Here is a 21,669-nt window from a genome sequence, read left to right as displayed (position 1 = left end):
GGAAACCATCAACTATCTTCGGAGATCTGGTATATACACAACCGGGATTCGGTTCGGGCGTCCGTCTACCTCTACAATTTCTATAGTAACGAAGAAGATTCGAATTTGGCATCCCAGCTCAATCAACGTTTCATGAAGGACCACCCCGGAAATCCGCTTTTTCCACTGCAAGCACTGGGTATATGCGACACGGATGCCTCAAGGTACAAAGACAAGATTGAGCGCGCGGCTTCTGATGTGGCAACAATTCCAGTACTGAATGTCAATCATACGAACATGATTCAGCAGCTAGCCGCCCGCGCCTCAGATTCGAATTGCCGCCATTTAGATGTTGAAGCGGTAGAAACGCTCCTAGTTGCGGCTTCCGACAACCCAGATCAGATCATTCATCCGAGTGCAAGGGTGGACCTTCTGTTTACACGGGCGCAGATCGAAGAGCATAGAGAAAATTATGTTGCGGCAACGGACGCGTTACGTTCAGCCATGGATGTTCGACCCAATCTGGAGGCCGCAGTGCTGATGGCGTATTTTATGGTGGAAAGCGGTGACCTCAATATGGCAATAAGTCACCTGAAGGAATCAATCCGAAATCCTCCCGTTGAAGGAATCATCAGCCGGGCTATTTGGCGACAAAGGCTGAATGATTTGCTCGATAGCTTGAGCGCCGTGCAACTTGAAAGAAACGAAAATGAGAGATGAGGTTATATTTCGTTCTAATGGATATGTGCCTTGGAGCTCGACCTCATGGAGAGCAAATAATGAGGGAAAGCTCTGCTACCGGAAGCTGTCTATTTTCTAAAAAAAAGGCCCCCGCATGGAGCGGGGGCATAGGCTTTACAGAGTAAGAATAGGATCGATTAAAACTGAACCACCTTTTCTAGCCCTGGCAGCTTCCGGGACGGAAATTATCAGGAATACTTCCATCGCAAACCCAGGCGACCGTATTGTTAGCACTGTTAACCGTCGGTGTCAGATAGATGAATTCTCCATTGACGTCGTCACTATTCGTGGATCGAGCTTTCGCCTCGATTCTTTCACTGCCATCGCTCCACGTCACGGATTCGACAAATTTAGACTCTTGCTCCTGGACAGAATATGCGCCCGGCAGCTCACCATTGGAGGCTACATACTCGGCAATTTCCGTGCGGGCTCCAGAAGCGGCAGTGATGACTTCAGAAACCTGCGTGCGAACGACGTAGCTCTGGTATGCCGGCAGGGCAATGGCCGCCAGGATGGCGATGATGGCGATCACGATCATCAGCTCGATGAGCGTAAAACCGGATTGTTTGCGGATCGTTTTCATGGGGGAACTCCCTGTTCAATTAACTAAAGACAGTTTCTATGGGTCGCGTGGTTATGTAACTCGCGATCACCATCCATCTTACATGTACCGTGCCAATCACACCACAAGACGACATATAGAAGCCGCCCTTTGACGGCATTCGGGATGCATTTCAGCACTTTGTGCTGCGTTTCACGTTTACACACCGCTCAAGTTGACAAAAATTGTCAGTTATTGGCGTAATTTGTCACATTCCAGAGCAGATTGAAAGTTAGAACCTTTGCAAAATCAGAGCCTAACAGCTAGGATTTGCTCCAGTCTCAAGGAGATATTGGCCGATGCCAGCCCAGCCCGCCTCGATAATGCGCCTACCCACCCTCGGCCGCAAACTGGTCGAGGCCGGCTTGCTGACCGAGGACAAGGCCCTGCAAGTCGCCGAGAAGGCGACGGAAAAGGGCCGCACTTTCACCAGCCACGTGGTCCGCGAGAAGGCAGTGGACGCCATGGGCTTCGCCCACCTGGCGGCCGAGGACTTCGGGATGCCGCTGGTGGACCTGGCGGCGGTCAACCTCAAGCACGCCCCGGTGGACATGGTCAGTGAGGATCTGGTTCGCAAGCACCTGATCCTGCCCATCATGAAGCGCGGCAAACGGCTTTTCGTGGCCGTTGCCGACCCGGGCAACAAGGCGGGCATCGACGAGATCGCGTTTTCAACCGGGCTGGCCGTGGAGGCCATTCTGGCGCCCTACAGCGCCATCGAGCCAGCGATGGACCGGGCGCTGGCCGGCTCGGCCCAGGCCTTCACCGAGCTGACCGAGGACGAGGACGATCTCGACAACCTCAAGTTCGACTCCAGCGAACAACAGGAAGAAGACAGCAGCGACGCAGCCGGTGCCGACGAGGCCCCGGTGGTGCGCTTCGTCAACAAGGTGCTGGTCGACGCCATCCGCAAGGGTGCCTCGGACATCCACTTCGAGCCCTACGAGGATGAATACCGGGTTCGTTTCCGCGTCGACGGCGTTCTGGTCACTCAGGTTCGCCCGCCCAGGCGCATGGCGCCGCGCCTTTCCGCTCGCCTCAAGGTGATGGCCAGCCTGGATATCGCCGAGCGCCGCGTACCGCAGGACGGGCGCATCAAGCTCAATGTCTCCAAGGGCTCGGCCTACGACTTCCGCGTTTCCACCTGCCCGACCCTGTGGGGCGAGAAGATCGTGCTGCGTATCCTGGATTCCTCGGGCGCCTTCCTGGGACCGGAAAAGCTGGGTTTCGAGCAAAAACAGCAGGACGACTACCTTGCGGCCATTTCCAAGCCCTACGGCATGGTGCTGGTCACCGGCCCGACAGGTTCGGGCAAGACGGTCACCCTTTACACTGCCCTGGGAATCCTCAACGACGAGGGCCGCAACATCTCCACGGTGGAAGACCCGGTGGAAATCCGCATGAAGGGCGTCAACCAGGTCCAGCAGAACGTCAAGCAGGGCCTGACCTTCGCCGCGGCACTGCGCTCGTTCCTGCGCCAGGATCCCGACATCATCATGGTCGGGGAAATCCGCGACCTGGAGACGGCAGAAATCGCCATCAAGGCCGCCCAGACCGGTCACCTGGTGCTTTCGACCCTGCATACCAACGATGCGCCGGCTTCCGTGGCCCGACTGATGAACATGGGGGTGCCCAGCTACAACATCGTCTCGACCGTGCACCTGGTGCTGGCCCAGCGCCTGGCGCGCACGCTGCACTCCTGCAAGAAGCCCGAGGAAGTGCCCGACGACGCCCTGCTCAAGCTCGGCTTTACAGAAGAAGAGGTCGGCGAAGGCATCAAGGTGTACCAGGCCGGCGGCTGCGACCAGTGCACCGGCGGCTACAAGGGCCGTTCGGGGGTTTTCCAGGTGATGCCCATCTCGGAAGAAATGGAACAGATCATCCTCGAAGGCGGCGGTTCGCTGGAACTCGAGAAGCAGTCCGCCGAGGACGGGGTGATCGACCTGCGCCGAGCGGCGCTTAACAAGGTCAAGGGCGGCAAGATCAGCCTGGCCGAGATGAACCGCGTAACCAAGGACTGAGGGTGCCGGGAGCTTGGGCTCTGGTATAGTCTACGGTTAGGGTGGCCGGGCCGAGGGGGACGGCAGCCAGCCCAATTGGAGAGATTGAAGGGGCCAACCGAAACCGAGGGATCGGCGCCGTGTGGGGATACGAGTACGAAGAACAGAAGAAAAAAAAGCGCAGGAAGGCGATTCTCTCGCTGATCCCGACGCTGATTGTCGTCGGTCTGGTGGCCTGGGGCATATCCATCTATTTCAGTATCAGCCTCGACGAACGCCAGCTTTTCTCGGCGGCGGAAAGCGGCGAGGTCGGCGAAATCTATGAAGCACTTGATGCCGGCGCCGATCCGAACGTGCAGAAGCGAAACGGACAAACGCCGCTACATGTCGCCGCATGGCACGACCAGACCGCCGTTGCAAGGGCCCTGATTTCAGCCGGGGCTGATCCGAACATCCGCGACGAGTCGGCGGGAGAAACCCCACTGCACACAGCGGTGCGCGCCAATAATCCGGAGATGGTGATCCTGCTGATGTCCGGCGGCGCGAGAACCAGCCTGCGAACTTTTGCCGAAAGCGAGCCGGATGTGCGCGGGAACGTGCACCTGCCCGGTAGCACGCCCTATCAGATGGCCGAAGCATCGGATTTCAGAGAGGTAACCCGTATTTTCCGAGGCGGCTAGGTTAACGACATCGCCTGCCGGCCTGCTTGAATTTGGCGCATAAACTGCGCAAAATCACCCGAGTACAAACCATTCTGCACGTTGAGCTTGATTACCACGGTGCAGGTCAACATCCAGGAGCGCGGCCAGATGGCAACAACCCAGGAACAGATGCAAACCTTCCTCTGGGAAGGCAAGGATCGGCGGGGCAAGAAGCTCAAGGGCGAGCGAGTCGGCCGCAACGAGATGATCGTCAAGGCCGAGTTGCGGCAGCAGGGCATCGTTCCCGGCCGGGTCAAGCGCAAGCCCAAGCCCCTGTTCGGCAGCACCGGCAAGCGCATCAAGCCGAAGGATATCGCGGTCTTCACCCGCCAGCTGGCAACGATGCTGTATTCCGGCATCCCGCTGGTTCAGGCTTTCGGCATCATCGGTCAGGCGGCCGAGAATCCGCGCCTGAAGAAGCTGATCAACGATGTTAAGACCGACGTGGAATCGGGCAGCACCCTGGCCGAAGCGTTGGACAAGCATCACTACTATTTCGACGATCTCTACGTCAACCTGGTCGAGGCCGGGGAGTCGGCCGGTGTGCTGGACAAGGTGCTGGACTCCATTGCGAGCTACAAGGAGCGCATCGAGACCATCAAGGGCAAGATCAAGAAGGCCCTGTTCTATCCGGCCGCCGTGATCACCGTGGCGATCGGCGTGACCGCACTACTGCTTGTGCTCGTCATCCCACAGTTTGAACAAGTGTTCCAGAGCTTCGGTGCGGATCTGCCGGCGTTTACCCGTTTGGTGGTCAGTATGTCGGAGTTCATGCGAGACCAGGGCTGGCTGATTCTGGTTGCCTTCATCGGCGCCATCGTCGGCATCATCCAGTTGCGCAAGCGCAATCAGAAGTTCGCGCACTTCATGGATCGAATGTCGCTCAAGCTGCCCGTGATCGGCATGGTACTGGAAAAGTCGGCCCTGGCCCGCTTTGCCAGCACGCTGTCGACCACTTTTGCCGCCGGCGTGCCGCTGGTCGAGGCGCTCAAGACCGTGTCCGGCGCGACGGGCAACGTCGTCTTCGAAGACGCCACGCTGCAGATCCGGGAAGACGTGGCTACCGGGCACTCGCTACAGCTGGCCATGCAACAGACGGGCCTGTTCCCGCCCATGATGATCCAGATGACGGCCATCGGTGAGGAAGCCGGTTCGCTCGATGCCATGCTCGACAAGGTGGCCAGCTTCTATGAAGAAGAGGTCAACAACACGGTCGATGCACTCTCCAGCCTGCTCGAGCCGGTCATCATCGTGTTCGTCGGCGTTGTTGTCGGCGGGCTCGTTGTCGCAATGTACCTGCCGATCTTCCAGATGGGTGCAGTAATTTAAAACCTTAGTGCTAAGTTTGAAGTGTTAAGTGTGAAGGTTTCGGGCGCCGGGGCGTTTGCTCCGGTGGCCAGTGATAGAGGGTGATTTGGGTGGAATTTCTTGAATCTTTGAATGCTCTGCCGCCGGCGGTCCTTGCGACCGCCGTTTTCGTTTTCGGGCTGGTTGTGGGCAGCTTTCTCAACGTCGTGATTCTGCGCCTGCCGGCGCGGCTGTTTCACGACTGGCGCTGTCAATGCCGCGAGCTGCTCGAGATCGACCAGGCCGAGCCGGCGCCGCCCGGGCTGGTGGTCCAGCGCTCGCACTGCCCGAAATGCGAGAAGGGCATTGCCTGGTACGACAATATTCCTGTCTTGAGCTGGCTGGTGCTGGGGCGCAAGTGCCGGCACTGCGGCGAGGCGATTTCCTGGCGTTATCCGCTGGGCGAGCTGGTCACGGCCGTTCTCTCGGCGGCGGTGATCCTGCATTTCGGCGCCACGCCCGAGGGGCTGGCCGCGCTGGTGTTCACCTGGATGCTGATCGTGGCCACCGGCATCGACTTCGACTACCAGTTGCTGCCCGATCAGATCACCCTGCCCCTGATGTGGCTGGGCCTGGGGCTGAACCTGTGGCTGGGGCTGTTCGCCAGCCTGGAGGACGCCGTGATCGGCGCGATTGCCGGTTACCTGTCGCTGTGGGCGGTGTTTCACCTGTTCAGGCTGCTCACCGGCAAGGAAGGCATGGGCTACGGCGATTTCAAGCTGCTGGCGGCCGTGGGCGCCTGGATGGGCTGGCAGGTGTTGCCGGTGGTCATCCTGCTGGCGTCGTTGGTAGGCGCGATCTCCGGCATCGCCATCATGATCGCCACGCGCCGGGGCAAGGAAGTGCCGATCGCCTTCGGGCCGTACCTGGCGGCCGCGGGGTGGATCGCCTTGCTTTGGGGAGAGCCGATTGTGGAGTTTTGGTTGTATCCCTGACGGGTTGGCTGGTTGGCTGGTTGGCTTGTTTGATGCGTTACGGCTTCGCCTTCATGCATCCTGCGGCACTGTGGGGAAAGCCGATTGTGGCGACTGGAAATGGGCGATAACATAGGCTCACCATCAAGATCCGGAGGTCCCATGGCCACAGAACCACTTCATCGATTACGTTCCGAGGTTCTGGCGCTTTCCGAAGCCGATAGGGCAGAGTTGGCTCATGAGTTACTTCAAAGCCTGGATGCGCCCCGAGACAACGATGTCGAAGACGCTTGGGATCGAGAGATCATGCTTCGCATCAATGAAATCGAGGAGGGGCAGGCTGAATTGATTGACCGGGCTGAGTTCCGACGACGGCTACAAGCCAAAATCGAGAGCGCTTAGTGCCAAGAGTCCGTGTTCTCAGGGAGGCCAGCGAAGAAGCAGAGGCAGCTGCTGCCTGGTACGAAACTGAACGACGCGGCCTGGGAACCGATTTCATCGACGCTGTTAATGCTGGGCTTTACTTAATTGAGGAGGGGATTGTCCCACTCTCCCCCATGCCGGGTCATGCCGGTTCGAAAGGTGCGAGACGACTAATTCTTCGGCGCTTTCCGTTCGACATTGTTGTCGTTGAAAGCGCTCAAGAAATTATTGTAGTTGCATTTGCGCACCACTCCAGAAAGCCGGGCTATTGGCGCAACCGGGTCAAGCCCTGAACTCAGACAGCGCCGTAGGATGGGTGGAGCGCAAGCGCAACGCATCTTTCCGGTTCTTCATTGAGGATCGCTCGGAGCGAGGGGATCAACTTCGAGGACAGCGGAGGGCCTCCCACTCATCTTGCGCAACCGAACTGAGGGGTTCCGAATAGATCACGACTGTATTACTCAGCCTTACGAGCGGCGCGGTTGCGCTGAATGCATGGTCCATATCGACCCGCTTTGTGGCTTTCTTTCCACCCCGGTTAACCTTCTCGGTAACTTCTCGATTGTCTGAGCGCATGCTATGTCCTGCCAAGCCAATATTGTGGATGTCGCCGCTGGTGTGCGACAGCCAGAATTTCAAACCCGTTCAACTGCTCTCGATAAATGATTGAAACGGGAAATCGTCGCAAGGGTGCGCTGCGAATATCTGGACGAAGTTCGACTTGCCAGGCCTTGGGTGACTCAGCAATCAGATTGGCAAGAGCCTCGAATTCCGCAATGAAAGCGGCACCCAAACCAAAGGCCCTGGATTCGTAGTAGCTAACTGCGTCCAGAAACTCAGCCTCTGCCGAGGGGTGAAACCTGTAGCTCATTCAGTCAATGAGCGTGCTTTCGTCAAGACCTCATCAGCCGGTACAGGCTTTACTGAGCCACGATCCAGTTCTTCGGCCCGGCGTTGAGCCTCTTCCAGCCATTCCGCACGCAACTCATCCGAAGACGGATCATCCAGGCTCAGGAGCAAGCGTTGAGCCAGTTTTGCCCGCTCCTGTCGTGGTAGGTGGAGAGCTTCGTCCTCAATTTTCTGTCGACTCATAAGAGCACCTCTCTGGAGCACATTTCCATTTTGGCACTTTGCCTGGACTGGTGCCACTCTGGCCGCAGTTCCTCCCTGTCATCCCGGCCTTGAGCCGGGATCTCACACCTATGCTGTTGCCGCTCAGTGGGGCCGTGCCCGCGGGTGCGTGCGGGGTCCCGGATATTTGCTGGCGCAAATTCCGGGACGACAGGGGTGGTTTAGACGTTGAAGCGGAAGTGCATGACGTCGCCTTCCTGGACGATGTATTCCTTGCCTTCCAGGCGGAGTTTGCCGGCGGCCTTGGCGCCGGCTTCGCCGTTGCAGGCGATGTAGTCGTCGTAGGCGGTGACTTCGGCGCGGATGAAGCCTTTTTCGAAGTCGGTGTGGATGCGCCCGGCGGCCTGCGGGGCCGTGGAGCCCTTCTTGACCGTCCAGGCGCGTACTTCCTTCGGGCCCGCCGTGAAGAAGGTGAGCAGGTCCAGTAGCGCGTAGCCGGTGCGGATCAGGCGATGCAGGCCCGGCTCGTCCTGGCCCAGGTCGGCCAGGAACTCGGCCTGTTCGTCCTCGTCGAGCTCGGCCAGTTCGGCTTCCATGGCCGCGCACAGCACGACCACCTCGGCATTTTCGGCCGCGGCATGCTCGCGTACCGCCCGGACGTGGTCGTTGTCCTCGCTCGCGCTGTCGTCGACGTTGGCCACGTAGAGCACCGGCTTGCGGGTGATGAACTGCCAGGTGCGCAGCATCTTGCGATCTTCGTCGTCCATCTCGAAGCTGCGCAGGGGCCTGCCCTCGCCCAGGTGGGCGACGACGCGCTCGAGCAGTTTCGCCTGGCGGATGGCTTCCTTGTCGCCGGACTTGGTCTGGCGGCTGACCTTGTCGAGCGCCTTTTCGGCAACGTCGAGGTCGGCCAGGCACAGTTCGGTGTCGATGGTCTCGATGTCGGAGACCGGGTCGACGCGGCCAGAAACGTGCGTGACGTCGTCGTCCTCGAAGCAGCGCACGATATGGGCGATGGCATCGGTCTCGCGGATGTGGGCCAGGAACTGGTTGCCCAGGCCCTCCCCCTTCGAGGCGCCGGCGACCAGCCCGGCGATGTCGACGAACTGCATCATCGTCGGGATGACCTTCTCGGGCTTGACGATGGCCGCCAGTTCATCCAGGCGCGGGTCGGGCACGGGCACCATGCCGACATTGGGCTCGATGGTGCAGAACGGATAGTTCTCGGCCTGGATGCCGGCTTTGGTCAGGCAGTTGAAGAGCGTCGATTTGCCCACGTTGGGGAGGCCGACGATGCCGCATTTGAAGCCCATGGGTTTTCTCGCGTTGCTCGATTGGTTGGTATTGATGATGCGTTACGGCCTGCGGCCTTCACGCATCCTACGACGACTTTCGTTGGAAAGCATTGTCGTCCCGGAAACGCCGCAGGCGTTATCCGGGATCTCGCACTTTTACGGCGGCAGTGAGCCAAATCGTGCCGCAATCCGGCGTGCGAGGTCCCGGCTCAAGGCCGGGACGACATATGTTCTTGCCGTGTTTCAGGTCCCGGCTCAAGAGCCTGCCCGGACCTGATCCGGGGCCGGGACGACACATCATTGTTGCCGGATTTCGGCGTGCGAGGTCCCGGATATTTGCTCGCGCAAATTCCGGGACGACAGAATCACGGCTTTGTATGCAACCTTTTCATGGCCTCGCCCGGGTTGCCCTCCAGCAGGTCCGGCAAGGCGTCTGCAGCGCGCTCTGCGGCGTTCTGGATGGCTTTTTCGTCCTCGGCTCCGGCGCGACTGAGCACCCACGGCGTTACGGCTTCCTTGATGCCGGGATGGCCGATGCCGATTCGCACGCGCCAGAAGTTCGGGCTGCCCAGGTGGCTGAAAGTGCTTCTCAGACCGTTGTGACCGCCATGGCCACCGCCCTGCTTGAGCTTGACGGTGCCGGGCGGCAGATCGAGATCGTCATAGGCCACGACCACGCGCTCGGGCACCACGTCGAAGTAGTCGGCCGCCGCACGCACTGCCCGGCCCGACTCGTTCATGAATGTGTCCGGGCGCAGGAACACGCAATCAGCCCCGGCAAATGGTGTCTTGGCCGCCTCGCCGTGGAGTTTCTTGTTGGGCTTGAGGCCCAGCGGCTGCTTGCGTTCGAGGGCGTCGAGAAACCAGAACCCGGCGTTGTGCCGGGTTCTTTCGTACTTGCTGCCCGGGTTACCCAGGCCGACGATCAGCCAGCGATCGCTCACTAGTGGTCCTTCAACTAGTGGTCCTTCTTGGACTCGTCGTCGTCCTCGGACTTCTCGCCTTCGGCTTCCTCGCCTTCCTCGCCTTCGGCTTCTTCGCCCTCGGCGGCTTCGGCTTCCTCTTCCTCGCCGATGGTCTCGACTTCGCCGGCTTCACCCATGGCGGCATCGGCCTCGGCGGCCATTTCGCCGGTACCCTGGCCGGCACGGATGTAGAGCGCGGAGACGAGGGAGTAGTCGTGCTCTTCGCCTTCGTACTCGAGTACCGGGAGGATCACGCCCTCGGGCAGCTTGATGTCGCTGAGCATCACGCTCTCGCCCGGCTCGAGCTTCGACAGGTCGACCTCGATGTACTCGGGCAGGTTCTGCGGCAGCGCCTCGACTTCGACTTCGACCACCTGGTGAGAGATGACCACACCGCCTTCCTTGCCGGCCGGCGACTGCTCTTCGTTGGTGAAGTGCAGCGGGATTTGCATGCGGATCTCGTGGTCTTCGGACACGCGCAGGAAGTCGGCGTGGGTCAGCAGCGGCTTGAAGGGATGGCGCTGCAGGTCACGCAGGACGACCTTCTCCTTCTTCTTGCCGACGCTGATTTCCAGGATGGAGGAATGGAACGCCTCTTCATGGGCCTCGTGCAGCAGGAAGTCGTGATCGACGGTAATGCTGGCAGGCTCGCGATCGCCGCCGTAAACCACGGCGGGGATCCGACCCGCACGGCGCAGGCGGCGGCTCGCACCTTTCCCCACGTCCGTACGCTTTTCTGCCGGAATCTTGTATTGCTTCGACATGACAGTTGTCTCTTTTCAGGGTTGACGAACCGGCAGCCCGCGACCAGGCCGCCGGAGCAAGCCCGCCATTGTAGCCGGTTTCACGTTCGCGGAAAAGTCCGATAGCACGCTGCCTGGCGGCCAGGATTTGTTGGCTGGTGGCAAGGCAATGTTGGCTGGTTTGCTTGTTGGCTTGTTGGCTGGTTCGGCGCGTCTGGGTGTGTTGCTAATCGGTATTCAGGTAGCGCTGAAATGCGCTGATCCGGCGCGCGGTTCCAATTGCCTGTTTTTGCAGGAATTCGAACTGTTCGGTTTCGATTTGACCCGTATCCAGTGCGGCGTACAAGTGGGATTGCACCTCGGCACACGATCCGCGTGCGACACGGAGGAAATGTCTGAATTCATTGGGATTCTTTCGCTCGAAGCCCTCGGCGATGTTGGCCATCACCGAAACCGCCGATCGCTGGAGCTGATCCCGCAGTCCGAAATCTCGGCTCAGAGCGGTGTTCCGACAGCAGCGATAGACGTGCTGTACCAACACCCGAGCCTCCTTCCAGGCCTCGATATCCTCGAACCGAGAAATCGTCCCCATACCAAGAGCTTACAGCCAATTTCGCCTTCAGTTTAGCAGCGGTATCCGACTGATCGCCACTCCGCGCGGCCGCCGAACCAGCCAACCAGCGAACAAGCTAACCAGCCAACCCGTTCCGTTGAAACCTTCCTGCTAGAATCACGGTCAGAATAGGCAGTTCACACACCACAACCTTGAGGATCAACGCCCACAATGAGCGAGAACCTTCGTGCACAGACAATCAGTCGCGGCCAGTCCGTCGAGATGGACGACAATGCGCGCCGCGTGCTGCGCAATACCTGGAACCTGCTGGCCCTGACGCTGCTGTTCAGCGCCGGAACGGCCGCCTTGTCGATGGTCAACAACTGGCCGCATCCCGGCCTGATCATCACCCTGGTCGGCTATTTCGGGCTGCTGTTCGCCACCCAGGCCCTGCGCAATTCCGCCTGGGGCATCGTCACCACGTTTGCCCTGACCGGCTTCATGGGCCTGACGATCGGCCCGATCATCAACGCCTACACCACGATGTTCAGCAACGGCAGCGAGATCGTGATGGCCGCCATGGGCACCACCGGCGTGGCCTTCATCGGCCTGTCGGGCTTCGCCATGGTGACGAAGAAGGACTTCAGCTTCATGGGCCCGATGCTGTTCGCCGGCATCCTGGTGGCGTTCATAGCCGGCCTGGCGGCCTACATCTTCAGCATGCCGGCCCTAAGCCTGGCGGTGAGCGGCATGTTCGCCCTGCTGATGTGCGGGCTGATCCTGTACCAGACCCAGCAGATCGTCCGGGGCGGTGAGACCAACTACATCATGGCCACGGTCACCCTGTTCGTGTCCATCTACAACCTGTTCCTGAGCCTGCTGCACCTGCTCGGCTTCTTCTTCGGCGAGGAGTAAGGCAGGCGGACGGATCATCTGGCAGTGGGCATCAGATATGCCTTGCCCGTTGATCGGTGCGGGGTCCCGGATATCGCCTGCGGCGATTCCGGGACGACATCGAGTTAGGATGCGTGAAGGCCGTCAGGCCGTAACGCATCATCCCGAACCGAAACCCCGGCCACCCGCCGGGGTTTTTGTATGTCGTCCCGGAATTCGCGCAAGCGAATATCCGGGACCCCGCACGACTCGGCAGGCACGGCCCTTCTCAATGCTGATGCCGGGCGCGAGATCCCGGCTCTTCGCTTTGCTCCGGCCGGGATGACACTCCGATCGACTTCTACCGAGAAACGACGCGCTCGACCAGTCGTTTCGCGAAGGAATCGGACTGATCCAGCGCTTCCCTCAACGGCCCGATTGACTCCACCACCCGGTTCAGATTGGCGGCATTCACTTCGGGCGCGTCGGGGTATTCGTGAGTCATCTTGTTGCGGATGGCACGCAGTTCGCTCCATTGCTGTGCCGACGGAATGGCGCCCAGCTTTTCCAGCAGATCGAGCCGATCTATGAACGTCTGATCTTCCCGCCAATCTCCACCCAGCATCAGTATGGCCGGAAAGAGCCGCTGCCCCTTGGCGTCCTGCAGTTTGTCATATCGGAACAGGAGCTGGTCGATGTCCGCCACGGTCTCATCGTCCAGAGATTCCCAGCCGGAGGCCGACAGCGGCAGTTGGTTGGCGAGTTGCGCTTGGGCGTAGGCCAATCGCCGTTCGTGCAGCCGGCATTCACGCAAAGCCGGTTCCAGATTGAGTTCAACGATTTCGCTGCTATTCATAGACGCACGCCCGAACTGCGAGCCTGGCGATCGATGGGTCGAACAGGCGCCCCGTGCGGATGTGTGACGATGTCGATCTTGCGCTCGCCCAGCAAACGCTGGAGTTTCGCCCAGAACCTGGCCTCGAGCCGGGTGCGTTCCCCACTACTGATTCGGCCGAGTTCGACATAAAGGTCGATATCACCACCCCGACGCGAGTCGTCGGCGCGCGAGCCGAACAGCCACACTTCAGCATCCGGACCGAACACTTCCGCCGCTGCGGCTTTTATGGCTTCAACTTGTTCCGGCGTCAATCGCATGGGCCGATTGTACAACGCGCGAGTGTCGCCTTTTCCGACAGCTCGCAACCTCAATTAGCCAGCCAGTTCTCGACGTCCAGACCGGGTACACGGTGGAATTCCCGCTCGTTGTCGGTAACCAGCACGGCGCCCAGGTCCAGGGCGTGAGCGGCAATCCAGAAGTCATTCGCCCCGATCGGGGTACCCTTCGATTCGAGGAAAGCGCGAACCTGGCCGTATCGGACGGCAACTTCAGGGCCCAACTCGACAATCCGCAACCCTTCCAGGACCGTCAGCAACCGCTTTCGGTTGGCGGATTTCCTTTGGCTTTTCTCGACCCCGGTGAGCAGTTCACCCAGAACGATGGGAGAAATCAGGATATTGGAGGCATCGATCGTTTCAAGCCGTTCGCGCACCGGGGAACGACCCTTGACCGCCGCAATCAACATGTTGGTGTCGAGCAGGTAAACCGCCATGCTCAGTCATCCCAGGTCGGCACGGGCTCCGGCGTCCGGTCCTCCGGCGATTCGATATCGAGCGGCTCATCCCAAAGCGGTGCCAACACATCGGCTGCCTTGAGTGGTTTCTGAGAGGAGAGCCGAGCAACCGCCCGGCCGCGACGGGTAATGACGATTTCCTCGCCGGCCTCCACGGACTTGAGCAGCTCGGAAAAGTGGGCCTTGGCTTCGGCGGCGGGTACCGTACGCATGGCAGGCTCCTGAAATGACTAATTGGTCATATAATGCCATACTCCCGCGTTTCGGTCATTCGAAAATTCGGATTTCGAATTTGTTTCGGATTTGGTGCTTCGAATTTCGAATTTGGCCCGGCGCACGCCGGGCTCACTCGTGATGATGAATGCGGCGGCCGGGGAGCAGGCTGTCGAGAAGCAGGAGGATGACGCCCACCACGATCGCCGAGTCGGCCACGTTGAAGGCGGGCCAGTGCCAGTCGGCGTAGTGGATGTCGATGAAGTCGACGACGTAGCCGAAGCGGATGCGGTCGACCAGGTTGCCGATGGCACCGCCGATGACCAGCGCCAGCGCGCTCGGCAGCAGGCGGGCGCGGTGCGGCAGGCGCCACAGCCACACCAGCAGCACGGCGACGATGATGACCGCCACCACCGACAGGAACCAGCGCTGCCAGCCGCTGCCGCCGGCCAGGAAGCTGAAGGCCGCGCCCGTGTTGTGCGCCAGGGTCAGGTTCAGCCAGGAGAACACCGCGTTGGGCCGGTAGAGCTCCAGGTGCTGCATGGCCAGCTGCTTGGTGGCCAGATCGAGCAGGACGATGGCTACTGCCAGCAGCAGCCACAGTCCGTACCGCGTCGGGCGCATCGGCAACATTGCCGCTAGCCCCAGCGCCGGGTCTCGCCCGGGCCTTTAATGTTTTCCACGCAGCGAGCGCAAATTTCCGGGTGGTCCGGGTTGCTGCCGACCGAGTCGCGGTGGTGCCAGCAGCGCACGCACTTGGCGTGTTCGCTCGGCTTGACGGCCACCTTGAGCGTGTCGCCATCGATCTCGGCGGTTTCCATCGGCTCGGCGACCGGCGCCAGATGCACGTCCGAGGAGATGAAGAAGAAACGCAGTTCGTCGCCGACGGCTTCCAGCTCCTCGGCCAGCTTGCCCGTCGCCTCCAGCGTGATTTCGGCCGCCAGCGAGGCGCCGATGGTCTTGTCGCGCCGCAGTTGCTCGAGCCAGGGGCCGACCACCTCGCGCACCTTGCGCAGGCGCTGCATGCTTTCCCGCGTGGCCTGGTCACCGGTCTCGAGCCCCTCGTACCAGGTCGCGAGCATGACCGACTCGTCGTGCCCGCCCGGCATTTCCTGCCAGATTTCCTCGGCGGTGAAGGAGCATACCGGTGCGAGCCAGCGCACCAGGGCCTCGAGGATGTGGTGCATGGCCGTCTGCGCCGAGCGGCGGGCCGGGTGGTCGGCCGGCAGCGTGTACAGGCGGTCCTTGATGATGTCGAGGTAGAACGCACCCATGTCGACACTGCAGAAATGGTGCACGCCCTGGTAGATGTTGAGGTAGCGATAGTTGCGATAGGCGTCGGTGACTTCGTCCTGCAATCGGGCGGCCATGTCGACGGCGTAGCGGTCGAGCGGCAACAGCTCGTCGAGTGACCGACTGTTCGACTGCGGATCGAAATCGTGCAGGTTGCCCAGCAAAAAGCGCGCGGTGTTGCGGATGCGCCGGTAGGCATCGGCCACGCGCTTGAGGATCTCGTCGGAGACGCTCATTTCCTGGCGGTAGTCCGCCGCGGCCACCCACAGACGCAGGATGTCGGCGCCGAGGGTCTTCATGACCTGCTGCGGGGCGATCACGTTGCCCTGCGACTTCGACATCTTCTTGCCCTCGGCATCGACGGTGAAGCCGTGGGTGAGCACCTGCTCGTAGGGCGCGATGCCGTGCATGGCCACCGAGGTCAAAAGCGAGGACTGGAACCAGCCGCGGTGCTGGTCGGAGCCTTCCAGGTAGATGTCGGCCGGGCGCTTGAGTTCGGGGCGCTGGTCGAGCACGCAATGATGGGTGACCCCCGAGTCGAACCACACGTCCAGGATGTCGGGCACCGCCTCATATTGCTCCGAATCGACGCCCAGGCGCTCGGCGATGTCGTCCGAATACCATGCGTCGACCCCGTCCTGTTCGACGATATCGGCAAATTTTTGCAGCAGTTCGGCGGTATCCGGATGCGGCTGCTGGCTGTCGCGGTCGATGAAGAAGCCCAGCGGCACACCCCAGGTCCGCTGGCGCGAAATGCACCAGTCCGGCCGGGTCTCGATCATCGAACGGATGCGCGCCTGGCCCCATTCGGGCACCCATCGCACCTGGTCGATGGCTTCGAGTGCCTGTTCGCGCAGGCCGGCCTGGTCCATGGCGATGAACCACTGCGGCGTGGTGCGAAAGGCGGTCGGCGTCTTGTGGCGCCAGCAGTGCGGGTAGCTGTGGCCGAAGTCCTCGTCGGCCAGCAGCGTGCCGTTGGCGCGCATGTGCTCGACCAGACTGGCGTTGGCCTTCCAGACGTGCTCGCCGCCGACCACGGGCGTGTCCTCGACGAACACGCCGCGACCGTCGATGGGGTTGACCACCGGCAGGTCGTATTCGAGGCCGACGTCGAAATCGTCCTGGCCGTGCCCGGGTGCCGTGTGGACCGCCCCGGTACCGGTTTCGGTCGTGACATGGTCGCCCAGGACCACCGGTACGTCGTAGTCGCGGAAAGGATGGTGGAGCTTCAGGTATTCGAGTTCCGAGCCCTTGATCGTGCCCAGCACTTCGACCTTTTCGAGACCGATACGCTCGGCGACGGACTCACGCAGCTCGCTGGCGATCACCAGGTCGCGCTGCTCGCCTTCGCGCTGGCCGCGCACCAGGTCGTAGTCCAGTTCGGCGTTGAGACAAACCGCCTGGTTGGCCGGGATGGTCCAGGGGGTGGTCGTCCAGATGACGATGCCGGCATCGGAGGCCAGGCCGGAGACGCCGAACAGCTTGCCCAGCTCGCCGACATCGGCGGCCGGGAACAGCACGTCGACTGCCGTGGACGTCTTGTCCTGGTATTCGATCTCGGCCTCGGCCAGGGCCGAGGAGCAATCGAAGCACCAGTGCACCGGCTTGACGCCGCGCTTGAGATGGCCGCGCTCGACGATCTTCGACAGCGCCCGCAGCATGTCGGCTTCGTACCTGAAGTCCTTGGTGGCGTAGGGATTGTCCCAGTCACCCAGCCCGCCCAGGCGCTTGAAGTCGGTGCGCTGGTTGTCGATCTGCTTTTCAGCGTACTCGCGGCATTTCTGCCGAAAGGTAGCGGCATCGACCTTCTGCCCGACCTTGCCCACCTTCTTTTCGACCTGCAGCTCGATCGGCAGGCCATGGCAGTCCCAGCCCGGCACGTAGGGCGCCCGGTAGCCGGCCAGCAGGGCCGAGCGCACCACGAAGTCCTTGAGGATCTTGTTGACCGCGTGCCCGATGTGGATATCGCCGTTGGCATACGGCGGGCCGTCGTGCAGCACGAAAGTCTCGCGCCCTTCCGTGCCCTTCTGGATACGCTCGTAGAGCCCGTCGGCATACCACTGCTCGAGCATGTTCGGCTCGCGCTGGGCGAGGGAGGCTTTCATCGGGAAGCCGGTCTTGGGGAGGTTGATGGTGTCTTTGTAGTCCATGGGGATGGAGTGTGAAGTGTTAAGTGTGAAGTGTGAAGTATTAATTTCAGGCTTCGTAGGTCGGGGTTACATCCCCGACGGACGCGGCTTCGGTCGACTCCATGAGAAAATTTTCAATCACCAAATTCCAATTGACAAACAAATTTCAATGTTCAATTTGCAATGATCGAAACCCGCTCAGCTGGGCCGGGGTTGTTTCGGTCATTGATTCATTCGGTCCTTGGTCCTTGTTTGAAAATTGTCATTTGGTACTTGGTCATTGTCGCGCGAGCACGTTCCTCGCCTTCTCGGCATCCTTCTTCATTTGCTCGGTCAACGTCTCGAGATCGTCAAAGTGTTCTTCGTTTCGGATGAACTCGACGAACTCCACTTCGAGATGCTTGCCGTACAGGTGGTCATCGTAATCGAACAGGTGCACTTCGAGGAGCCAGTCGGTACCGCCCAGGACCGGGCGACGGCCCAGGCTGGCCACGCCCGGGTGCGCGTCCAGACCGTCGCCGGAGACGCGCACGGCCAGGATGCCGGTCAGCGCTGGCGGCATCGGCGGCCGGATGTTGATCGTCGGAAAGCCCAGGTCGCGGCCCAGTGCCCGGCCCCGCAGCACCCGCCCCGATACCCGGTACGGCCGGCCCAGCAGACGTTCGACCTCGCGCAGGTCACCCTCGAACATGGCGGTGCGAATGCGCGTCGACGAGATTCTTTCATCGCCGTCGGCGACGGCCTCGACGCGCTCGACCGAGAAACCGTAGCGCCGGCCCAGCTTTTCGAGCATGGCCACATCTCCCGCGGCCCGCGAGCCGAAGCGGAAATCCGCCCCGACGACCACGCGCTCGGCGCGGGCACCGGCGACCAGCACGTCACGCACGAAGCGCTCCGGGCTCTGGCGCGCGAAGGCGGCGTCGAAGCGCGGCATGAACATCAGCTCCAGTCCGAAATCGCGAACCAGCCGGATCCGGTCCCGCACGCTGAGCAGGCGCGGCTGGGGCGCCTCCGGCTTGAAGAAGGTCGCCGGCAGCGGCTCGAAACACATCAGGGCGGGCACGAGTTTGCCCGCGCCGTCACGGGTGGCGTCGATCAGCGCCTGGTGACCGCGGTGCAGACCGTCGAAATTGCCCACGGTCACCGAGGTGGCGGGCAGGTCTTCGCGATCGGAATTGAGGTGTCGGATGAGTCGCATGGCAGGCGACGAATTCTACCGGGTTTCGAGCGCCGCGGCGCGGTTACTAATGAGCATGCATTGACAGCCGTCGCCCGGTGACCAATCCTTGGGGCGAATCGATCACCGCTTCACATCATGAACGCCATTGCCCTGCTGTTCATCGGACTGGGAATCTTCGCCCTCGGCTACCTGGTCTATTCGCGCTGGATCGCCGAGCGCATCTACCGCCTCGACGACAGCCGCCCGACCCCGGCGCACACCCTGCGCGACGACATCGACTACGTGCCAACCAACCGCTTCGTGCTGTGGGGGCATCACTTCACCTCGGTGGCCGGCGCCGCGCCCATCGTCGGGCCCGCCATCGCGGTCATCTGGGGCTGGGGGCCGGCTTTCGTCTGGGTGGTGCTGGGCACGGTCCTGATCGCCGGGGTGCACGACTTCGGCGCCATCTGGGCCAGCATACGCAACCGCGGCCAGTCGGTCGGGGCGCTCACCGGCGCGCTCGTCAGCGGCCGCACGCGGGCGCTGTTCATGATCGTCATTTTTTTGCTGCTGCTGATGGTCAACGCGGTGTTCGCGGTGGTCATCGCCCGCCTGTTCGTCGACTATCCGCAAAGTGTCGTGCCGGCCTGGAGCGCCATCGCCGTGGCCCTGGTGCTCGGCCAGCTCATCCGGCGCGGCCGCATCGGCCTGGCCTGGCTCTCCATCGCCGGCGTCGCCGTGCTGTACTTCACCATCTGGCTGGGCCAGTACGTGCCCGTGGCGCTGCCCGAGACGGCACTCGGGCTGGGCCCGAACGCGCAGTGGATCGTCGTGCTGTTCGCCTACGCCGCCATCGCCTCGCTGCTGCCGGTGTGGGTGCTGCTGCAGCCGCGCGACTACATCAACGGCCTGCAGCTGTTCATCGGGCTGGGCCTGCTGTTCGCCGCCGTGCTGCTGGCCAATCCGCAAGTGGTCGCGCCGATGATCAACACCGGCCTGCCCGACGACATTCCGCCCATGATCCCGCTGCTGTTCGTGACCATCGCCTGCGGGGCGATCTCGGGCTTTCACGGCCTGGTGGCTTCGGGCACGACTTCCAAGCAGCTCGATCGCGAATCCGACGCGCGCTTCGTCGGCTATTTCGGTGCCGTCGGCGAGGGCTGCCTGGCGCTGGCGGCCATCCTGGCCTGCACGGCCGGCTTCGCCACCCTGGGCGAGTGGAATGAACTCTATTCCAGTTTTGCCTCCGGCGGGCTGGCGGCCTTCGTCCAGGGCGGCGCCAACCTGATGAACACCGGCTACGGCCTTCCCGTGGCCGTCGGCACCACCCTGCTGGCGGTCATGGCGGTGCTGTTCGCGGCCACCACGATGGACACCGGGGTGCGACTCCAGCGCTACATCGTCCAGGAATGGGGCCAGATCTACGGTATTGGGCTGCTGCTTCGCAAGGGCCCGTCGACCGCGCTGGCGGTCGGCTGTTGCGTCGGCCTGGCCTTCGGCGCCGGGGGCACGGAAGGCACCGGCGGCCTGGTGATCTGGCCGCTGTTCGGCACCACCAACCAGTTGCTGGCCGCCCTGACGCTGCTGGTCGTCGGACTGCTGGTGGCGCGCCAGGGCCGGCCGTCCTGGCCGCTGCTGATACCCATGCTCGGCCTCATCGCCATGACCGTCGCCGCCCTGCTCTACCAGCTCGTCGACTTCTATCGCGCCGGTGAATGGTTCCTGCTGGGCATGGACGCATTGATCCTGGTCGCCGCGGTGTTCGTGGCCCTGGAAACCGCCGGCGCCCTGGTACGTGCCCGCCGCAGCGACGGACGGGAGGCGGCATGAGGCGGCTGATGCGTCGGCTCGACGCCTTTCTCGAGACGCTCTATCACGCCCGCCACAGCCGCGAGCTGGCCCGCATCCGGCGCGACCGCCACGACCTGCTGATGCTGCTGGTCCATGCCGAGGCGCTGGGCATCGATCACCCCGCCGCCGGTTTGCTGCTGGAACTCAAGCCCCTGCTGGCCGACGATTTTCACGACTGGCACCGACGCATGGGCCTGTCCCACTCGCCTTTGGATTGCCCGCGTTGTTGCTGAGCGATCAGCCGGTAGTTCTGGTCGCCGGCAAGGGCGGCGTGGGCAAGACCACCGTCTCGGCGGCCCTGGCGGTACAAGCCGCACGCGCAGGACATCGCACGCTGGTGGTCTCCACCGACCCGGCGCATTCGCTCGGCGACGTGCTCCAGACAACGCTGGGCCACGAACCTTCAACGGTCGAAGCCGGCCTGGACGCGATCGAGGTCGACGCCGAACGACTGGCCGCCGAACACGTCGAGCAGGTGGCCCGCGCCCTGCGCGACTATGCTCACCCCGATACCTGGCCCGACATCGACCGGCACATGGCGCTGGCGCACAACGCACCCGGCACCGTCGAGGCCGCGCTGATCGACTGGCTGGCCGGGCTGCTCGACGGCGTCGGTCGCGACTATGCGCGGATCGTGCTCGACACCGCCCCGGGCGGCCATACCCTGCGCCTGCTCCAGCTGCCCGAATCGCTGGGGCGCTGGACCGACGAGCTGCTCGATCAACAGCAGCGCCATGACCGGCTGAATGTAGAACGCGGCCACGACGAAAGCGTGTCGGAACGCAGCCGCCGCATTGCCGACCGCCTGCAGCGCCGTCAGGCGCGCCTGGAAACGGTGGGTCGCGCCCTGACCGACGCCGAGTGCTGCGGCGCGCTGCTGGTGTGTTCGCCCGAACGGCTACCGGTGCTCGAGAGCGTGCGCCTGGCCGGTCAACTGCAACAAACCGGCATCGAAGTGGCCGGCTGCATCGTCAACGGCGTATTTCCGGACGACGACCACGACTTCATCGCCCGCCGCCGGAAGCAACAGCAACGCTGGATCGACGAACTCGCGCGGCAGATTCCGGACCTGCCGCTGCACGAACTCGAGTTGCGCGCGGAATCTCCGACCGGGCCCGATGAGCTTGCCGAATTGCTGACTTTCCTGCGGCCCTGCCGGCCACGGACGTAGGTCGGCCTCACAT

The 21,669-nt window shown here is 62.1% G+C and carries 25 protein-coding genes; 11 read left to right on the top strand and 14 right to left on the bottom strand.

Going from position 1 to position 21,669, the window contains the following annotated elements; translation table 11 throughout:
- On the top strand, positions 1–699 hold a 699-nt coding region (locus DZK26_RS00405; protein ID WP_220337093.1), incomplete at its 5' end, for a M48 family metallopeptidase.
- Positions 700–877: 178 nt separating this feature from the next.
- On the opposite strand, the gene DZK26_RS00400 is transcribed toward DZK26_RS00405, so the two are convergent.
- On the bottom strand, positions 878–1,294 hold the full coding sequence (locus DZK26_RS00400) for a pilin (RefSeq protein WP_181918343.1): 417 nt from the start codon (positions 1,292–1,294) through the stop codon (positions 878–880).
- Positions 1,295–1,620: 326 nt separating this feature from the next.
- Between DZK26_RS00400 and pilB the strand changes: the two genes are divergently transcribed.
- From pilB to DZK26_RS00370, 6 genes are all read left to right on the top strand, one after another.
- Complete coding sequence (pilB, locus tag DZK26_RS00395; protein ID WP_116897808.1) at positions 1,621–3,342, top strand: type IV-A pilus assembly ATPase PilB; 1,722 nt, start codon at positions 1,621–1,623, stop codon at positions 3,340–3,342.
- A gap of 119 nt (positions 3,343–3,461) precedes the next feature.
- Complete coding sequence (locus tag DZK26_RS00390; protein ID WP_181918336.1) at positions 3,462–4,001, top strand: ankyrin repeat domain-containing protein; 540 nt, start codon at positions 3,462–3,464, stop codon at positions 3,999–4,001.
- 129 nt (positions 4,002–4,130) lie between these two features.
- Positions 4,131–5,351: a type II secretion system F family protein gene (locus DZK26_RS00385; RefSeq protein ID WP_220337095.1), complete on the top strand. Its 1,221-nt coding sequence runs from the start codon at positions 4,131–4,133 to the stop codon at positions 5,349–5,351.
- A gap of 89 nt (positions 5,352–5,440) precedes the next feature.
- Positions 5,441–6,304: an A24 family peptidase gene (locus DZK26_RS00380; protein WP_258870844.1), complete on the top strand. Its 864-nt coding sequence runs from the start codon at positions 5,441–5,443 to the stop codon at positions 6,302–6,304.
- A gap of 141 nt (positions 6,305–6,445) precedes the next feature.
- Positions 6,446–6,685 (top strand): addiction module protein, encoded by a 240-nt coding sequence (locus DZK26_RS00375; protein ID WP_116897810.1) that lies wholly within the window; start codon positions 6,446–6,448, stop codon positions 6,683–6,685.
- Positions 6,685–6,999 (top strand): hypothetical protein, encoded by a 315-nt coding sequence (locus tag DZK26_RS00370; RefSeq protein ID WP_116897811.1) that lies wholly within the window; start codon positions 6,685–6,687, stop codon positions 6,997–6,999. Before DZK26_RS00375 ends, DZK26_RS00370 begins: the two co-directional genes overlap by 1 nt.
- Before the next feature lie 284 nt (positions 7,000–7,283).
- On the opposite strand, the gene DZK26_RS14690 is transcribed toward DZK26_RS00370, so the two are convergent.
- From DZK26_RS14690 to DZK26_RS14685, 6 genes are all read right to left on the bottom strand, one after another.
- Positions 7,284–7,577 carry a type II toxin-antitoxin system RelE/ParE family toxin gene (locus DZK26_RS14690; RefSeq protein WP_116897812.1) on the bottom strand — a complete coding sequence of 98 codons (294 nt, stop codon included), beginning with the start codon at positions 7,575–7,577 and terminating at the stop codon, positions 7,284–7,286.
- Positions 7,574–7,798, bottom strand: coding sequence for an addiction module protein (locus DZK26_RS00360; RefSeq protein WP_116897813.1), 225 nt, complete (start codon positions 7,796–7,798; stop codon positions 7,574–7,576). Before DZK26_RS00360 ends, DZK26_RS14690 begins: the two co-directional genes overlap by 4 nt.
- A gap of 200 nt (positions 7,799–7,998) precedes the next feature.
- The gene (ychF, locus tag DZK26_RS00355) at positions 7,999–9,090 is read right to left on the bottom strand and encodes a redox-regulated ATPase YchF (RefSeq protein ID WP_116897814.1); all 1,092 of its coding nucleotides are present in this window, start codon (positions 9,088–9,090) and stop codon (positions 7,999–8,001) included.
- A gap of 347 nt (positions 9,091–9,437) precedes the next feature.
- Positions 9,438–10,016 (bottom strand): aminoacyl-tRNA hydrolase, encoded by a 579-nt coding sequence (gene pth, locus DZK26_RS00345; RefSeq protein WP_116897816.1) that lies wholly within the window; start codon positions 10,014–10,016, stop codon positions 9,438–9,440.
- Between the two features lie 14 nt (positions 10,017–10,030).
- Positions 10,031–10,801 carry a 50S ribosomal protein L25/general stress protein Ctc gene (locus DZK26_RS00340; RefSeq protein ID WP_116897817.1) on the bottom strand — a complete coding sequence of 257 codons (771 nt, stop codon included), beginning with the start codon at positions 10,799–10,801 and terminating at the stop codon, positions 10,031–10,033.
- A gap of 205 nt (positions 10,802–11,006) precedes the next feature.
- Positions 11,007–11,372 carry a four helix bundle protein gene (locus DZK26_RS14685; RefSeq protein ID WP_116897818.1) on the bottom strand — a complete coding sequence of 122 codons (366 nt, stop codon included), beginning with the start codon at positions 11,370–11,372 and terminating at the stop codon, positions 11,007–11,009.
- Positions 11,373–11,615: 243 nt separating this feature from the next.
- Here DZK26_RS14685 and DZK26_RS00330 point away from each other — a divergent pair, with 243 nt between their 5' ends.
- On the top strand, positions 11,616–12,248 hold the full coding sequence (locus tag DZK26_RS00330) for a Bax inhibitor-1/YccA family protein (RefSeq protein WP_309545071.1): 633 nt from the start codon (positions 11,616–11,618) through the stop codon (positions 12,246–12,248).
- 319 nt (positions 12,249–12,567) lie between these two features.
- On the opposite strand, the gene DZK26_RS00325 is transcribed toward DZK26_RS00330, so the two are convergent.
- The 7 genes from DZK26_RS00325 to DZK26_RS00295 all read right to left on the bottom strand — a co-directional run bounded on the left by DZK26_RS00325 (position 12,568) and on the right by DZK26_RS00295 (position 18,670).
- Positions 12,568–13,062, bottom strand: a complete 495-nt coding sequence (locus DZK26_RS00325; RefSeq protein ID WP_116897820.1) for a hypothetical protein — start codon at positions 13,060–13,062, stop codon at positions 12,568–12,570.
- Positions 13,059–13,361: a nucleotidyltransferase family protein gene (locus tag DZK26_RS00320; protein ID WP_116897821.1), complete on the bottom strand. Its 303-nt coding sequence runs from the start codon at positions 13,359–13,361 to the stop codon at positions 13,059–13,061. Before DZK26_RS00320 ends, DZK26_RS00325 begins: the two co-directional genes overlap by 4 nt.
- Before the next feature lie 50 nt (positions 13,362–13,411).
- The gene (locus DZK26_RS00315; RefSeq protein ID WP_116897822.1) at positions 13,412–13,816 is read right to left on the bottom strand and encodes a PIN domain-containing protein; all 405 of its coding nucleotides are present in this window, start codon (positions 13,814–13,816) and stop codon (positions 13,412–13,414) included.
- Positions 13,817–13,818: 2 nt separating this feature from the next.
- A complete protein-coding gene (locus tag DZK26_RS00310; protein ID WP_116897823.1) occupies positions 13,819–14,049 on the bottom strand; it encodes a type II toxin-antitoxin system Phd/YefM family antitoxin in 231 nt (76 codons plus the stop codon).
- 133 nt (positions 14,050–14,182) lie between these two features.
- Positions 14,183–14,674: a signal peptidase II gene (gene lspA / locus DZK26_RS00305; protein WP_116897824.1), complete on the bottom strand. Its 492-nt coding sequence runs from the start codon at positions 14,672–14,674 to the stop codon at positions 14,183–14,185.
- A 14-nt stretch (positions 14,675–14,688) separates the two neighbouring features.
- Complete coding sequence (gene ileS / locus DZK26_RS00300) at positions 14,689–17,493, bottom strand: isoleucine--tRNA ligase (protein ID WP_116897825.1); 2,805 nt, start codon at positions 17,491–17,493, stop codon at positions 14,689–14,691.
- A gap of 256 nt (positions 17,494–17,749) precedes the next feature.
- Positions 17,750–18,670, bottom strand: coding sequence for a bifunctional riboflavin kinase/FAD synthetase (locus DZK26_RS00295; protein ID WP_116897826.1), 921 nt, complete (start codon positions 18,668–18,670; stop codon positions 17,750–17,752).
- A gap of 117 nt (positions 18,671–18,787) precedes the next feature.
- On the opposite strand from DZK26_RS00295, the gene DZK26_RS00290 reads away from it, so the two are divergent.
- From DZK26_RS00290 to DZK26_RS00285, 3 genes are read left to right on the top strand one after another with little or no spacing between them, the layout of a single operon-like run.
- Positions 18,788–20,464, top strand: coding sequence for a carbon starvation protein A (locus DZK26_RS00290; RefSeq protein ID WP_116897827.1), 1,677 nt, complete (start codon positions 18,788–18,790; stop codon positions 20,462–20,464).
- Positions 20,461–20,718 carry a cory-CC-star protein gene (locus DZK26_RS14210; RefSeq protein WP_181918337.1) on the top strand — a complete coding sequence of 86 codons (258 nt, stop codon included), beginning with the start codon at positions 20,461–20,463 and terminating at the stop codon, positions 20,716–20,718. The genes DZK26_RS00290 and DZK26_RS14210 overlap by 4 nt, the downstream gene beginning before the upstream one ends.
- Entirely contained in the window at positions 20,709–21,656 is a 948-nt protein-coding gene (locus tag DZK26_RS00285) for an ArsA family ATPase (protein ID WP_181918338.1), read from the top strand. The genes DZK26_RS14210 and DZK26_RS00285 overlap by 10 nt, the downstream gene beginning before the upstream one ends.
- Positions 21,657–21,669 lie beyond the last annotated feature (13 nt).

Origin of the sequence: Wenzhouxiangella sp. 15190, assembly GCF_003417465.1 — a bacterium.
Taxonomy (GTDB): Bacteria; Pseudomonadota; Gammaproteobacteria; order Xanthomonadales; family Wenzhouxiangellaceae; genus Wenzhouxiangella.
This window is presented reverse-complemented; position numbering and strand designations above follow the sequence as displayed.